The sequence below is a fragment of the Kitasatospora sp. NPDC059747 genome (assembly GCF_042732955.1).
Lineage (GTDB): Bacteria > Actinomycetota > Actinomycetes > Streptomycetales > Streptomycetaceae > Kitasatospora.
This window is the reverse complement of record NZ_JBHWGV010000003.1, coordinates 131438-145967: the sequence shown is the minus strand read 5'-3', so window position 1 is coordinate 145967 and position 14530 is coordinate 131438. Positions and strand designations below refer to the sequence as shown.

Below are 14530 nucleotides of genomic sequence, written 5' to 3'. Positions count from 1 at the left end.
CACCCGGGGGTGGAAGCCCGCGCGTCCACCCCCGGGTCCGTGCGGGGCCGGGCGGGCAAGAGGACCGTGGTGGGTACGCGGCCCCCGTTGCGAGGCCCGTGCCCTGGTCCACGAGCGTCAGGAGCCCCACCATGTCCCTGCCGAGCCTGCTCTCCGTCCTCGGTGTCCTCGCCTGGGCCGGGTACGAGCTGCTGCTGCGCCGCCGCGACGACTCCGCCGCCGGCACCTGGCGCGCGGACGACCGCGACCGCGGCTCGACCCGGCTGCTGCTCGCCTGCTACGCCGCCTCCGTCCTGGTGATCGTCCTCCTCGGCCGCGCGTCGGTCGGCGAACTGCCCGTGTGGGCGCGCTGGTTCGGCGTCGCCCTGATCGCCGCCGGGCTGGCCCTGCGGGCCTGGGGCATGCGCACCCTGGGCCGCTTCTACACCCACACCCTGCGCACCGTCGACACCCAGGAGGTCGTCCGCACCGGCCCGTACCGGCTGATCCGCCACCCCGGCTACTGCGGCAGCCTGCTGGTGTGGACGGGCTACGCGCTCGGCCTGGGCAGCTGGCCGGCCACCGTGGTCGTGTTCGCGCTGCTGCTGGCCGCCTACGGCTGGCGGATCGCCGCCGAGGAGCGCCTGCTGGTGGCCGCCCTCGGCCCCGCGTACGCGCAGTACCGGCGGGAGTCGAAGCGGCTCGTCCCCTTCGTCTACTGAGCCCCCGCGACCTTCGACCGTGGCCCGCGACCGCGACCTTCGGCTGTGACGTTCGACACCCCGGTCGGGACGCACCGGCCGGGACCACGGCACTCGCGGTCCGCTTGAGCGGCACCCGCTTTTCGGCCAGCGTTTCCCGGCCGGTGTATCCGTTCCGCACCGGGGCCAGGCATACTGGCCGGACGGGTACTTTGCCCTCCCGTGACTCTAGACAAGAAGGGACCGGTGGCCAGGGATGCTGCGGAACGGTCTTGAGCCCTGGCACATCTTGGTGGTGCTGGCGGTCGTAGTCCTGCTGTTCGGATCGAAGAAGCTGCCGGAGATGGCCCGTGGCCTCGGCAAGTCGATGCGCATCCTGAAGGCGGAGACGAAGGCGATGCGCGAGGACGACACCCCGGCCGAGGCCGCGGGCACCGCGCAGAGCACCGCCCAGCAGCCGGCCGACCGCCCGGCCGTCACCCCGACGAACGTCACCAAGGCGACCGAGACCCCGCGGCCCGAGACGACCGCCTGAGTCCCGTCGGACCTTCCGGAGGCCCCCGGCACCGTCACCGCGACGGCGCCGGGGGCCTCCGTCGTTCCCGGACGCCCCCGACTGGCCGGTCACCGTGATCCGTTGTCTCCTGGGAGGCACCGACCGGACGAACGGAGTCGTGGCATGCCGACCGACGGGCCGGGCGCCTCCCCTGACGAACCGCCCGGCGAACCACCCGACGAACTGGCCGACCTGCGGGCCCGGCTGAGCGCCGTCGAGGCCCACGAGGCACGGCTCGCCGAGGAGTTGCGGGCCCGCCCGCCGCGCCACCGGGTGCGGTCCGCGTTCGCCGTCCTGCTGGTCCTGCTGGCCTGCCTGCTGACGCCGCTCGGCGCCGTCGCCGTGTGGGCGAAGTCCGAGGTCTCCGACACCGACCGCTACGTGGCCACGATCGCCCCGCTCGCCCGGGACCCCGCGATCCGCGCCGCCGTGACGAACCGGGTGACCGACGAGATCGTGAAGCAGCTCCCCGTCGACTCGCTGCTCGACGACGTCGCGCCGGACGACCGGCCCGTGCTCGGCGCGCTGCTGGGCAGCATCGGCCAGGCCCTCGGCGACGGGATCGCCGGCTTCGTCCACACCCAGGTCCAGCGCGTCGTGGACAGCGACGCCTTCGCCACCGTCTGGACGGACGCCAACCGGGAGGCGCACGCCGCGATCGGCCGGATGCTGACCGGGCAGGGCGGCGGCGCCGTCGAGCTCAAGGGCAACACCGTGGTGCTCGACCTCGCCCCGCTGATCGCCCGGGTGAAGACGGCGCTCGTCGACAACGGGCTGTCCATCGCCTCGAAGATCCCGGAGATCCACACCTCGTACACGCTGGTGCAGTCCGACGCCGTCCCGAAGGTGCGCACCGGCCTGCGGCTGCTCGACGTGGCCGGCTTCTGGGTGCCGGTCCTGGCCGTGGCCTGCGCGACGGGCGGAGTGCTGCTGGCCGTCCGGCGCCGCCGGGCCGTGGTCACGGCGGCGCTCGGCATGGCCGGCGGGGCCCTGCTGCTGGGCATCGGGCTGAGCGTCTTCCGGGCCGTCTACCTGGACGCGCTCCCGGCCGGCGTGGACCAGGCCGCCGCGCACGCCGTCTACGACACCCTCGTGCGCTACCTGCGCTCCGCCGTCCGGGTGGTGGTCGCGCTCGGGCTGCTGGTGGCGCTGGGCGCCTGGATCAGCGGCTCCGGGCGCCGGGCCGGGACAGTGCGCGGGATGTGGCGGGCCGGACTGGGCGCGGTGCGGCGGGTGGCCGAGCGGGCCGGACTGCGGCTCGGGCCGGTCGGGCGCTTCGTGCACCGCTGGAAGGCGTGGCTGGGCTGGGCGGCGGTCGCGGGGGCGGCACTGGCCTTCGTGCTGTGGGACCGTCCGACGGCGCTGGTGACGCTCTGCCTGGCGCTCGGGCTGATGGGCGTTCTCTCGGTGCTGGAGCTGCTGGACGAGCCCGGACGGAGCAGACGGACGGGCGCCCAGGGGGCGGCCGGGGGAGGCTGAACGGGATGTCCGAGAACCCGCCGCCACCTGCCGACGTACGGGCCTGGTACTGGCTGCTGGGCTCGTTCACGCTGCTGATGGTCGGGTACTTCACGCTGCCGCTGGAGTGGTTCGGCGACCGTCGGCCGGTGGTGAGCTGGGGGGTCTTCGTGGGGGCGCTGGCCGGGCTGACGGGCACGCTGGTGGCCAAGATCGTCGGTGTGATGCGCGGGACGGCGAAGCGTCCGGTGGTCTGGCTGATCTTCCTGATCTGCCTGACGATGACGATCTACGCGGCGACGTACTACGTGCTGGGCGCGCGCAAGGCGGAGTTCAACGGGCTGGAGACCCGGCTGGACGCGCTGTACTTCACGGTCGTGACGATGGCGACGGTCGGGTACGGCGACATCACGCCGTCGGGGCAGGCGGCGCGGCTCGTGGTGGTCCTGCAGATCGGGTACAACTTCGTGTTCCTCGCGACGGCGGCCGGCACGCTGTCGCGGGCGATCCGGTCGAACGTCGAGAACCGGATCCGACGGCAGGGCTGATCGGGCGCGGCGGGCCTGTGCACGCGACCCGCCGGGCGTCCGGTCGGGTCAGTCGTCCTCGTGGGGAGGGGTCGCGCGCAGGGCGGTGACGACGCCGAGGACGACGGTGGCGATCGCGAGGGCGAGGAGGACGGCGAAGGCCGCCGCGATCAGGAACCGCACGGGGTGCCCCGCTCCCGGCCGACGTCGAGGAGGAGGGAGAGGAGGTTGAGGAGGGTCGAGGCGGGGGCCGTGTTGAAGCGGACGAGGACGCGGCCGTCGATGGTCTTGTCGGTGCAGGCGGAGGGGAAGATCAGGCCGAACTCCCGGCCGCGCTCCTGGACTTCGGCGAGCAGGGTGCGGATGTGATCGTCGGTGTAGCCCCGGATCCGGGGGTCGGTCGGCAGCATCGGGCGCCGGCGGCGGGCGGCCATCAGGCGGCGTCCAGCTCGCACTCGAACCACACGGACTTGCCACGCTGCTGCGGGTCGACGCCCCAGCGGCGGGAGAGCCCGGCGACGAGCTGGAGGCCCCGGCCGGACTCGGCCAGTTCGGGGAGGGAGCGCTGCTGGGGGAGGGTGGGGCTCTCGTCGGCGACGGAGACCCGGAGGGTGTTGTTGATCGCGATGATCTCGACGACCGGCGCGGGGGTCTCGCCGTGCCGCCAGGCGTTCACGAGGAGCTCGGCGAGGGCGAGTTCGGCATCGGCGATGGCGGAGGGCGGCCAGCCGGCGCGGGTCATCGCGTCGCGGAGGGACTGGCGGCAGATGGTGAGGGAGGGCGTGTTGAGGTGACGCATGGGAGAACTCCCGAGGCGTGAGTGAACGTGGACGGATACGTCACCGTGAGCCAGGCCAGGCAACGGGCATGGCTGCTCTGCGGTGCGACAGCGGTGCATTACTGACGACCCGTCGGATTGATGTGACACCGACCATAGCGCACATGAGTATCCAAATTTCCACCCTCTTGGGAAGTTCCCTCTACGGTGGTACGTGGTGGACCGGCGCTCAGGCCGCGCGGCACACTTGGCCGGACCACACCCGGAAGGACGTCATGCCGCCACGCTCGAACCCAACGCTCCGCCAACGCAGGCTCGGAATCGAACTGCGGAGAATGCGCGAGCTGGCGGGACTCGGTGGCACGCAGCTCGGGCGAGCTGTCGGCATGAGCCCTGCCCAGGTGACACAGATGGAGTCGGGAAGGATCGGCATCAGTGCGGATCGTCTGCGCGTGATTGCCGCCGCATGCAGTTGCACGAATGAAGCGTTCATCGACGCCCTTGCCACCATCATCACCGAGCGCGGGCGAGGGTGGTGGGAGGAGTACCGCGGAACGCTGTCGGACGACTTCCTTGACGTGGCCGAGCTCGAAGGCCACGCACAGAGGCTCGATCTCTTCACAATCACCTTCATCCCAGGCCTACTTCAGACGGGCGCGTACGCCTCGGCTGTCTTCAGCCGGGCCTTCCCCACCCCTGCTCGCCATGAGATCGATCTCAGGACTGCCTTCCGGATGCAGCGCCAGCTGACGGTAAGGTCCGGGGCGACTCCCCTCACCGCATTCGTCCACGAGGCTGCCCTGCGGATGCAGTTCAGTGGCCCGAAGGTTCTCGTCGAGCAACTCGGCGCACTCGTCGAGGACTCGCAGAAGCCGGGAATCTCCGTTCGCGTCGTCCCGTTCGATATCGAAACGCTGCCCGGCCCCAGCGAGAACTTCACGTACGCTCACGGCCCGCTACCCGAGCTGGACACTGTTCAGATGGATACCGGCCACGGGAGTCAGATCTACAACTCCCCGCCCAAGCTTGGGTTCTTCCGCGAGATTCTCACCCACATGGGATCAGTAGCCCTGTCACAGGATGAGTCGCGCGGATTCATCGAAAGAGTCAAGGAAGAGACGGAACGTAAACATGGCTAGGTCCGAGTGGCAGAAGTCCAGCTACTCCGGCGCAAATGACACCTGCGTCGAGATCCGTACGGCCGGTGGGGCGATCGAGCTCCGCGAGTCCGACGACGGCGAAACCATCCTCCGCACCACCCCTCCTCGCCTCGCCGCGCTCCTCCGCGCCATCAAGGCGGGCGAACACACCCGGTAGCGGCCCGGCCCGCAGCGGGGCTCCCGGCCGGCGCGCGGTGCCCGAAAAGAATCTTCGCGGGCCGCGGCAACCTTTCCGAGGGCGGTGACAACTGGGTGGTGTCCGGACAGGCGGTCTGGTCAAAGGCACCGGCTGAAAGAGAGCATCGCCATGTTCCCTCACTCATCCACCTCACCGGAGGCGTCGTCCCGCTCTGCCGAGCCAGGCCGGAGGCAGAAGCACCGCAGCCGTCGGTTGTACCAGCGTCGGAGTCTCTGGGCGGCCGTCGGTCTGGCGGTCGTGGGCGGCTCGGTGGTCGTGGTCAACACGGCCTCGGCGGGAACCGTGGACACGAACGCCTGGTACGTCCTGGTCAACCGCAGCACCGGCGAGGCGTTGGACGCCCCCGCCTACGCCACGAACGACGGTGCTCCGCTGGCGCAGTGGAGCCGCAACGGCGGGACCAACCAGCAGTGGAAGTTCATCGACTCGGGTGACGGGAACTACCGGCTGCAGAACCGGAACTCCGGCAAGGTGCTGGACGACTACGACTGGTCGAGGACCGAGGGCTCCGAGCTGGTGCAGTGGAGCGACCTGAACGGCGCCAACCAGCAGTTCCACATGGAGAACTCGTCGGACGGCTACGTGCGTCTGATCAACCGCTTCAGCGGCAAGGCCGTCGAGGTCCCGGGCGGGTCCAAGACAGAGGGGAGCCACATCGCCCAGTACCACGACTGGAACGGCCCCCAGCAGCAGTGGCAGCTCGTCCCGGCCGGCAGCGTCAGCGGCACCGGGAACGCGGGGAGCTCCGGCAGCGGCGCCACGCCCACCACGCCTGCTGCGCCCACCACAGCCGCCAAGCCTTCCGCGCCTGCCAAGCCCGGCGCCGGCGTTCCCGCGAGCCAGGCTCCGAGCGGCACCCGCCCGGCGTCGGCGCCGCCGGCCCCCGCTCCGACGTCTGCGGCCGCCCCCGCCGGCGGGAGCTCGACGAAGACCTTCATGGGCAGCAACACGGTGCTCGTCGGCGGCATGATGAACGAGGCCTCGACGAGCGCCGCGCCGTTCGACATGCGCTACGCCTACGTGCACAGCCAGCCCGCGCCCTCGTCGGACTACTACTCGGCAGCGCTCTGCAAGGCCGCGTGGTCGAGCTGGTGGGGCTGCTGGAGCGGCGAGACCACCGCGCCCGGCTTCTACGTGACCTGGAACGACGACCACGTGACCAAGGCGACGTACCAGGGCAAGCCGCGCCCGCAGAAGAACTTCTGGACCTGGTACTCGCTGCGCGACCTCGGAGACCTGGCGGGCCAGGGCGACGGCCCGGGCGAGGTCGTCGCCATCAACAGGGCCGACCTGCTCACCCGCTACATGAACGACTACCGCTTCTTCCTCCAGAAGATCGGCAACTCGCAGGACGCGATCGACATCGAGCCCGACTTCTGGGGCTACGTCCGGTCGCTCGGCAACCCGCACCAGATCGCCGCGCAGGTCAAGGCCGCGAACCCGACGGACTGCGGATCGCAGGAGAACAGCGCCGTCGGCCTGGCCCAGTGCCTGATAGCGATGGCGCACAAGTACGCGCCGAACACCGGCGCCGGGTTCCACCTCACCTGCTGGGACTGGACCAGCAACATGCAGAAGTGCGTCAACGACTACACGGACCTCGGGGCGAAGAGCGCCGACTTCCTGGTCGCCGACGTGGTGGACCGCGACGCGGGCTGGTACGCGCTGCCGGCGAACGGCGGCCGTGACACCTTCTGGAACGACCAGAAGGCCGCCGCCGCACTGGGGTGGTACAAGACGATGGCCGAGTCGGTGGGCAAGCCGGTCGTCCTGTGGCAGATCCCCCTGGGCAACATGGCGCAGAACAACACCTTCGGCCACTACAAGGACGACAAGGTCGACTGGTTCCTCTCGCACATGGACCAGGTGGCGAACGCGCACGTCGCCGCCCTCCTGTTCGGCCCGGGGCAGCAGGAACAGACCACGGTCGAGTCCGACGGCGGGAACCTGATCAACAAGACGACCGCGTACCGCAACTCGGGCGGCACGCCCCTCAAGTAACCGTACGCAGCCGGGAGTAGGAAGTCGGCCCGTCCGACTTCCTACTCCGCACATCAGCCGTGGCTGGTGTCGATGACGCAGAAGACGTTGCCCTCGGTGTCGGCGAGCACCACGAAGTCCGGGTCCTCCGGGTACAGGTCCCAGTCGACGTCCCGGGCGCCCAGTGCCAGCAGCCGCTCGACCTCGGCGGCCTGGTCGGCGGCGTCGCGCGCATAAAGGTCCAGGTGCACGCGCGGGTGCCGCTGCACGGGCGATTCGCTGAGCCCGAGGGCGAGTTGGACACCCGTGCCCGCTGCGGGTTCGAGGACCGTCCAGTCGTCCTCGACCAGGCCGCCGCGCGGCACGTAGTCAAGGGCGGCCGTCCAGAACGCGACGGCGCGGGCCATGTCGGAGACGCCGAGGACGAGGGATCCGATGGTCAGCATGCGCCCATTGTGGCCCTGGTCGTTTACTGGCGCTCCAGTCATCCGGGTTGCTTCGCCTGGCTGCGGCGGGCGTAGGCCCGGGCCGCGCGCACCCGGTCGCCGCAGCGCACCGAGCACCAGTGCCGGGCGGCGTGGGTACGCACCAGGAAGCGGGTGCACGGGCTCGCTCCGCAGGGGGCGAGGCGTTCGGCGTCCGGGCCGGTGAGCAGGTCCGCCGCGTCGGCGGCGATCGCGGCCATGGCGTGGTCGGCGATCCGGTCGGCCGGATGGACCGCGGCACGGTATGGCCCGCCCTCTCCGTCCCAGTGCAGCAGTGCGGCCACGGGGGTGGCGGTCAGCGCCGCGTTGACCGCGTCGACGGCCTCGGGCGCCGGCACCGTCCCCCCGCTGCGCGCCGCGAGGAGGGTCCGCAGGTGGGTGCGCAGTTCGCGCAGCCGTCCTGCGCAGGGCTCGTGGAGCACCGCGTCAGCGCCGGCCAGCCCCCGTTCGACCAGCCACCGAGTGGCGGCGGCCGGGGTGGCCAGCAGGTCGAGGCGGCCGGCGGGCAGCACGAGCTCGCTGTTGGCGAAGTCGAGGACGACGTACCGGTCCGCGCCCGCCGCAGGTGATGGAGGGGCGGTGGCGGTCTCGCCCGGGGCTTTCATGACGCTCACGGTTCTCATGCTAAACCTTGCGCTCTTCCGTGATGGCCAGTTAGGTTTCATCACGTCAAATTCCGCAGTTACCCGTGAGGTGAACCCAGCATGGCGACCATCCGCGTCTTCGGCGGCCCGACCACGCTCATCGAGTTCGGCGGCCTGCGCTTCCTCACCGACCCGACCTTCGACGGGCCCGGCGACTACCCGACCGGCAGCGGCTACGCGCTCACCAAGACCGCGCCCTCCGCCACCACCCCCGCCGACCTCGGCCCGGTCGACGCCGTCCTGCTCTCCCACGACGAGCACCCGGACAACCTGGACGCCTCCGGCCGCGCCCTGCTGCCGACCGTCCCGCTCGTGCTCACCACCACCAGCGGCGCCGGGCGGCTCGGCGGCACCGCGCGCGGCCTCGCCCCCTGGGACTCGGTGGAGTTGACCCGCCCGGACGGCGGCACCGTCACCGTCACCGCCGCGCCCGCCCTGCACGGGCCCGAGGGCTGCGAACCGGTGATCGGCCAGGTGATCGGCTTCGTGCTGACCGCCCCCGACCTGCCGACCGTCTACATCAGCGGCGACAACGCCTCGCTGCCGCTGGTCAAGGAGATCGCCGAGCGCTTCGGCCCGGTCGACACGGCGGTCCTGTTCGCCGGCGCCGCCCGCACCCGGCGCTTCGACGGCGCACTGCTCACCCTGGACAGCGCGCAGGCCGCCGAGGCCGCCGTCCTGCTCGGCGCACGGCGCGTCGTGCCGGCGCACTTCGACAGCTGGGGGCACTTCACCGAGGGACGCGAGGCGCTGGAGGCCGCTTTCGCTGCGGCGGGGCTCGGCGACCGCCTGGACCTCTCCTGACCGGCAGGACCGGCAGGACCAACGAACAAAACCACCAGGCCGAGCAGCACCACCGCCCGCAGAGCCGTCGCCTCAGTCGTTCTGGTTGTCCGCCTGCGTGTGGAGGGCGGTGAAGAGCGCGCCGAGGCGGGCGTTCCAGTCCTTGGTGGTCGGGCCGTCGATGGCGTGCCGCTTGCTCATGTCGCGGACCACCTTCTGGGCGTCCTTCAGGTCCTGGGCCGCGTCGTCGGGGCTGCCCTCGTTGAGGCGCGCCGAGGCATCGTCCAGGATGCGCAGGAGCTCCACCTGACCGCCGCGGTCCTTCCCACCCACCTGGGTCTGGGCGACGGCCTGGCGCAGCGCGTTCAACTGCACGGCCGGCGGCTGGTTGCGCGGGACGGTCGGGGTGGGGGCGGGCAGACCGGGCACGGTGGTGGGCGCGGCGCTCGGGCCCGGGGCGGTCGTGGCCGGCGCGGGCGCCTGGGTCGCGGGTGCGGCGGCGGCCGGCTTCTTGGCGGCCGCGTTGCCCGGCGGCGTGTCGAAGGCTGTGAGGGCGATGGCGGTGACCCCGGCCAGGCCGGCCACGCCGAGGGCGCCCAGGACGAGCGGTTTGCGGCTGCGCGCGGGCCTGGCGGGCGCCGGGGGCGCCATCGGGACCGGCGCCATCAGGGAGGTGGCAGCGGGGGCCTGGGGCGGGAGCACGGTGGTGTGCTGCTGGTTCGACGGGAGCGGCGGCAGCATCTGGGTGGGCGCGGCGGTGGCGAGCAGCTCCGCCGTCGGGTCGCCCACGGCCAGCCCGGGGACGGTGGCGAGGAGCTCGGCCCGCGCCGCGGTGGCGTCCGCCGGACGGTCGGCCGGGTTCTTGGCGAGCAGCCGCAGCACCACGGCGTCCAGCGCGGGCGGCAGCCCGGGACGGCGCGCGGACGGCGGCAGCGGCTGCTCGCTGACGTGCTTGAACGCGATCGCCACCGGGGTCTCGGCGGTGAACGGCGTCCCGCCGGTCAGCATCTCGGTCAGCACGCAGCCGACCGCGTAGAGGTCGGTGCGGCCGTCCAGCGCGGAGGCGGTGGCCTGCTCGGGCGACAGGTACGCGGCCGTCCCGAGCACCGTGGCGGTCTGGGTCAGGTTGTTGGAGGAGCCGGCCCGGGCGATGCCGAAGTCGACGACCTTCACCCCGCCGTCGTCGGTGATCATGATGTTGCCCGGCTTGATGTCCCGGTGCACCAGCCCGGCCGCGTGCGCGACCGCGAGCGCCTCGCACACCGCCGCCGCGATGCCCACGGCGCGCTCCACCGGCAGCTGCGGCTGCTGGGCGAGGACGGCCGCCAGCGAGCGCCCGTTCACCAGCTCCATGACGATGTACGGCGAACCCTGGTCCATGCCCGAGTCGAAGACCATGACGACCTTCGGGTGCACCAGCATCGCGGCGTGCTGCGCCTCCCGGGAGAACCGCTCGGCGAAGCGCGGGTCGTCGGCGAGGCCCCCGTTGAGGACCTTGACGGCCACCTGGCGTCCCAGCACGCGGTCCACCCCGCGCCAGACGGTGGCCATGCCGCCGACGCCGAGTATCTCGACGAGTTCGTAACGCCCGTTGAGCGCCCGTCCGATCACCTGGAACTCCCCTCACGCCGGGCCCGGGGTCCCGGACCGCCTCGTGCACCCGTGCACGATAGCCGCCGGCGTCCGTGCCGCCCGGCGCGGTGTCCGGGCCGGTCCCGGCCGAGGCCGCCGGAGGACTCCACGCGCGCCGTGGTGGCGGCGGTTCCGCCTGCCTGCCACGAAGCCCGCCTGCCGGGAAGCCCGCCTGCCGGGAGGCCCGTCTCCCGGGAGGGGGAGGCGGCCGGGGAACCGGGCAGCGGATCCCCGACCGCCCGTTCGGGGTGTGTGTGGCCCGCCCGGACTGCGGGCGGGCGGGCCACACGTTCCGGGCCGGCCGGGCCGGCGGCGCGTCCGGGGTGAGCGCCTGCCGGTCCGGCCGGGGGCCGGCCGGGTGGACGGTGGGCACGGGGGAGCCGACCGGCCACCCGGGGTCTCGGGTGGTCGCCGCGGCGCCGCGGGTGTCGCGGTGCCGCAGGTCCTGCGGTGGTGCTGGCTACTGCGGTGGTGCTGGTTACTGCGGTGGTGCCGGGTACTGCGGTCCTGCGGTCCTGCTATCCGGGTGGGCGGCGGGCCCGGGGGGATTCGCCCACCGCCCACCCGGAGTCCTGTGGGTCACCCCTGGGCGGCCTGCCGGTCCTGCCCGCTGGGGCGGACGTCGGGCAGTGCGGGCGACGCCGGGAGCGTCGGCGTGGTCCGGCCGGGTTTGGGCCCGCCACCGTTGGTGGTGTTCCCGCCGCCGTTGCCGCCGGAACCGCCGTTGCCCTTGCCGCCGTCGACGCCGCTGCCGCCCGCGGCTCCGGAGCCGTTCGCGTTGCCACCGCCGGAGCCGGCCGCGCCACCGGAGCCTGCCGCGCCACCGGAGCCGGAGCCCTGGCGGTCGTCGTGCGTCGGCTGCGGGGTGGCGCTGCGGTGGGCGTCGTCGCCCGCCCGGCCGAGCGCCTCCCCGCAGTAGTCCTCCACCTTGTCCGGGCCGCCCGCCTCCTCGACCAGCAGGGTGAACACCGGGTCCAGGACCAGCTGGCGCGGGTGCTCGCCCTTGCCCTTCCGGTCGGTGAACGTGTGGCAGAGGGCGACCATCGCGGCGGACGCGGGCGGTGTGGCCCGCCCCGTCGCGGAGGGGGTCCCGGGCGTCGGCGAGGCCGACGGCCCGAGACCCTGAGCGCCTCCGCCGGAGCCGCCGGCGGAGGGGCCGTTGTACGGCCGGGCGGACTGGCCGCCCGGCGTGGTGGTGCCCGGCCCGTGCCCGGACGTGGGCAGCGCGCCCGTGGCGCCGCCGCTCGCGAGGGTGCGCTCGGGCTCGGTGCCGCTGCCGCTGCCGATCGACAGGTTCCCGGTGCCGGCGGCGACCGCGACCCCGCACAGCGCCGTGGCGCTCAGCACGGCGGCAACGGCCTTCGTGCTGAAGGCCCTGGCGAGGGCGGCGGTTGCCATCGGTCGTCTCCGGACGGGTGCGGTCGTTGCGGTCGTTGCTACGGGGTCGGGCGCGAGACGGGCCTCCCGGAACGCGGTCAGGGCGGCCTGCTCCCCGGTCAGCTCGGCGGCCGTCGCCGGGGCGGCTGCCGCGGCGAGTACCCGGGCGACCTGCCCGGCGGCGTCGCCGTCCGGTCCGGTGAGCGAGGCGTCCTGCCCGGCCGACGGGCCGCCCACGGCACCGCCGAGCAGCTGCTCGGCGGCATCACGGTCGATCCGACGGGATCGGTTGGTGCTCATCTCATGTCCTTCAGCGTCGCGGCCCGGCGTTCTGTCACACCCTGCGGAGAAACTTTTTTCGCGGCCTTCCGGGCGGCCCTCCCGGAGGGTGCCCCCGGCTCCTGTCCGGCCGCCCGCGCGGCCGGGATCCCGCGGTCGGATCCCGGCCCCTCGCCCGGCCCCTCACCGGGCCCGAACGACTGCTCCAGCAGCTTGGCGAGCCGCCGCAGCCCCCGGTGGGCGGCCATCCGGACGGTGCCGGCCCGCTTGCCGAGCACCTGCGCGGCGCTCTCCGCGTCCAGCTCCATCACCACGCGCAGCAGCACCGCCTCGGCCTGGTCGCGCGGCAGCCGGGAGATCAGCGCGAGCGCGTCGCCGGTGCCGACCCGGGCGAGCGCGGCGCCCGCGGTGTCGTCCCCGGCGGACAGTTCGGCGAGGTACTCGAACGGCAGGTCGGCCACCGGGCGGCGGCGCCGGGCCCGCAGGTGGTCCAGGGCGCGGTTGCGGGCGATGGTGGCCGCCCAGCCGCGGAAGCCGTCGCCGTCGCCGGAGAAGCCCCGCAGGTCGCGGGCGACCTGCAGCCAGGTCTCGGAGGCGATGTCCTCGGCGTCCTGCGCGTCCTCGGGCCGGCCCCCGACGAGGACCCGCAGGTAGCGCAGCAGGCCGGGCTGGACGGTCCGGAAGAGGAGCCGGAACGCCTCCTCGTCACCGTCCTGCGCGGCCCGCACCGCCTCGGTCAGGTCCGCGGGAGCGGGGGCCGGGCCCGGTGGCGGGGCGGCGGGTGGTACTGGTCCGGACCGGCCTTCGGGGCTGCCGGTGCCCGCTCCGGGGCGCTCTGCACTCTGCACCCGCCACATCATGCGCCATCCGCGCGGCGCGGGCGGGCCTGACCTTGGACCGGCCCGCCCGGGGCCCAAGGTCCCGCGGACGACCGCCCTTCGCCCACGGCCGCGGCGGGGCCGCCAGGCCTACGTTGTCCGTGGGCGAATCGACCGGGCCCGCCGCCACCTCGTGACCGCAGCCCCCGTCCGGGGCGTGCCGTCCGTCACGCTCGCGCCTCCGTGCGCCCCCGCCCCACCGGCCTGCGCCGACCCCGCGCCCGGCCCGCCCGCAGCCACCCGCAGCCGCCCGGAAGGACCTCCATGACCGCCGCCCGCGAGTTCCACGCGGCGGGGCTGCGCGACCACCTCGCGCCCGCCCTGCGCGCCCTGGGCCTCACCGGGTGGCGCCGCACCTTCAGCCTCCCGGACGAGACGCACTGGCTGCTGCTCGGCCTGGTCGAGCGGCCCGCCGCCGACCGGGTCCGCTTCACCTTCGGCCTCAGCGTCGTCCGCCGCGCCGACTGGGCCGCCGCCGGCCTGCCCGGGCACCGGCCCGACCCGCGGACCGTCCACGGCATCGAGACCTGGCGGGCCCGGATCGGCGAGGTGCTGCCGGTCGGCGACGACGTGTGGTGGGAGGTGCTGCCCGGACCGCGCTGGCAGGTGGCGCTGGACGACGCGGCGGCCGCCGTCCGCCACTACGCCCTGCCCGAGCTGCGCCGCCGGGCCGAGCGGGACCGCACCGGCGCGGGCGAGGCGTACCTCTCCCCCGCCGACCTGGACGACGTCAACGCCGCGCTGCTGACCGCCGCGGTGCCGCGGATCCGGCGCGCCGAGCTCGTCGCCGGGGTGCTCGTCCTGACCGGCGCCTGGACGAGGGCCGACGCCACCGCCCGGGCCGTGCTGGAGGGCACCGCGCTCGGCTTCCTCTCGGCCGGGGACGAGCGCTTCCACGGCGTGCGCTGTGCGGACACGCTGGGCCGCGCGCTGTGGACGTTCACCGCGGCCGAGGCGTGAAAGCACAGGTCACCGGCCCTTCTCTGCACCCCGGCGAAGGCGGTGTCATGACGGGCACCATGACGTCTGTCATGCGGATCAGGCAACGGACGGCACTGATCTGACGGAGGGTCGCGCCGGAAGACTGGAGGCACGACGCGGGCACCGGCCCCGC

General features: G+C 73.6%; 16 protein-coding genes. 9 read left to right on the top strand and 7 right to left on the bottom strand.

Translation table 11 applies throughout. The annotated features are described in order from the left end of the window. Positions 1–131 precede the first annotated feature (131 nt). The 4 genes from ACFV4G_RS02615 (at position 132) to ACFV4G_RS02600 (ending at position 3242) form a co-directional block, all read left to right on the top strand. Positions 132–701 carry a methyltransferase family protein gene (locus tag ACFV4G_RS02615; RefSeq protein ID WP_380435716.1) on the top strand — a complete coding sequence of 190 codons (570 nt, stop codon included), beginning with the start codon at positions 132–134 and terminating at the stop codon, positions 699–701. Between the two features lie 235 nt (positions 702–936). Continuing rightward, positions 937–1215: a Sec-independent protein translocase subunit TatA gene (gene tatA / locus ACFV4G_RS02610; protein ID WP_380435714.1), complete on the top strand. Its 279-nt coding sequence runs from the start codon at positions 937–939 to the stop codon at positions 1213–1215. A 144-nt stretch (positions 1216–1359) separates the two neighbouring features. Further along, positions 1360–2715 carry a hypothetical protein gene (locus tag ACFV4G_RS02605; RefSeq protein WP_380435712.1) on the top strand — a complete coding sequence of 452 codons (1356 nt, stop codon included), beginning with the start codon at positions 1360–1362 and terminating at the stop codon, positions 2713–2715. 5 nt (positions 2716–2720) lie between these two features. Beyond that, a complete protein-coding gene (locus tag ACFV4G_RS02600; RefSeq protein WP_380435710.1) occupies positions 2721–3242 on the top strand; it encodes a potassium channel family protein in 522 nt (173 codons plus the stop codon). A 149-nt stretch (positions 3243–3391) separates the two neighbouring features. Here ACFV4G_RS02600 and ACFV4G_RS02595 read toward each other — a convergent pair whose 3' ends face one another. Next, entirely contained in the window at positions 3392–3655 is a 264-nt protein-coding gene (locus ACFV4G_RS02595) for a hypothetical protein (RefSeq protein WP_380435708.1), read from the bottom strand. Next, entirely contained in the window at positions 3655–4020 is a 366-nt protein-coding gene (locus ACFV4G_RS02590; protein ID WP_380435706.1) for an ATP-binding protein, read from the bottom strand. Before ACFV4G_RS02590 ends, ACFV4G_RS02595 begins: the two co-directional genes overlap by 1 nt. Before the next feature lie 143 nt (positions 4021–4163). Between ACFV4G_RS02590 and ACFV4G_RS02585 the strand changes: the two genes are divergently transcribed. The 3 genes from ACFV4G_RS02585 (at position 4164) to ACFV4G_RS02575 (ending at position 7359) form a co-directional block, all read left to right on the top strand. Beyond that, complete coding sequence (locus tag ACFV4G_RS02585; RefSeq protein WP_380435704.1) at positions 4164–5138, top strand: helix-turn-helix domain-containing protein; 975 nt, start codon at positions 4164–4166, stop codon at positions 5136–5138. Then, on the top strand, positions 5131–5316 hold the full coding sequence (locus ACFV4G_RS02580) for a DUF397 domain-containing protein (protein ID WP_380435702.1): 186 nt from the start codon (positions 5131–5133) through the stop codon (positions 5314–5316). The genes ACFV4G_RS02585 and ACFV4G_RS02580 overlap by 8 nt, the downstream gene beginning before the upstream one ends. A 234-nt stretch (positions 5317–5550) precedes the next feature. After that, on the top strand, positions 5551–7359 hold the full coding sequence (locus ACFV4G_RS02575) for an RICIN domain-containing protein (RefSeq protein ID WP_380435700.1): 1809 nt from the start codon (positions 5551–5553) through the stop codon (positions 7357–7359). A gap of 53 nt (positions 7360–7412) precedes the next feature. Here the strand turns inward: ACFV4G_RS02575 and ACFV4G_RS02570 are convergent, their stop codons facing one another. Both ACFV4G_RS02570 and ACFV4G_RS02565 read right to left on the bottom strand, forming a co-directional pair. Then, positions 7413–7784 (bottom strand): VOC family protein, encoded by a 372-nt coding sequence (locus ACFV4G_RS02570; protein ID WP_380435698.1) that lies wholly within the window; start codon positions 7782–7784, stop codon positions 7413–7415. A gap of 38 nt (positions 7785–7822) precedes the next feature. After that, a complete protein-coding gene (locus ACFV4G_RS02565; RefSeq protein ID WP_380435768.1) occupies positions 7823–8428 on the bottom strand; it encodes a CGNR zinc finger domain-containing protein in 606 nt (201 codons plus the stop codon). A 99-nt stretch (positions 8429–8527) separates the two neighbouring features. Between ACFV4G_RS02565 and ACFV4G_RS02560 the strand changes: the two genes are divergently transcribed. After that, a complete protein-coding gene (locus ACFV4G_RS02560) occupies positions 8528–9271 on the top strand; it encodes an MBL fold metallo-hydrolase (RefSeq protein ID WP_380435696.1) in 744 nt (247 codons plus the stop codon). A 72-nt stretch (positions 9272–9343) separates the two neighbouring features. Here ACFV4G_RS02560 and ACFV4G_RS02555 read toward each other — a convergent pair whose 3' ends face one another. The 3 genes from ACFV4G_RS02555 to ACFV4G_RS02545 all read right to left on the bottom strand — a co-directional run bounded on the left by ACFV4G_RS02555 (position 9344) and on the right by ACFV4G_RS02545 (position 13395). Beyond that, positions 9344–10861 carry a protein kinase gene (locus tag ACFV4G_RS02555; RefSeq protein ID WP_380435694.1) on the bottom strand — a complete coding sequence of 506 codons (1518 nt, stop codon included), beginning with the start codon at positions 10859–10861 and terminating at the stop codon, positions 9344–9346. Between the two features lie 600 nt (positions 10862–11461). Beyond that, on the bottom strand, positions 11462–12559 hold the full coding sequence (locus ACFV4G_RS02550) for a hypothetical protein (RefSeq protein WP_380435692.1): 1098 nt from the start codon (positions 12557–12559) through the stop codon (positions 11462–11464). After that, positions 12556–13395 carry an RNA polymerase sigma factor gene (locus tag ACFV4G_RS02545; protein ID WP_380435766.1) on the bottom strand — a complete coding sequence of 280 codons (840 nt, stop codon included), beginning with the start codon at positions 13393–13395 and terminating at the stop codon, positions 12556–12558. Before ACFV4G_RS02545 ends, ACFV4G_RS02550 begins: the two co-directional genes overlap by 4 nt. Positions 13396–13680: 285 nt before the next feature. Between ACFV4G_RS02545 and ACFV4G_RS02540 the strand changes: the two genes are divergently transcribed. Then, positions 13681–14376 carry a hypothetical protein gene (locus ACFV4G_RS02540; protein WP_380435690.1) on the top strand — a complete coding sequence of 232 codons (696 nt, stop codon included), beginning with the start codon at positions 13681–13683 and terminating at the stop codon, positions 14374–14376. The last annotated feature ends 154 nt before the right edge of the window (positions 14377–14530 follow it).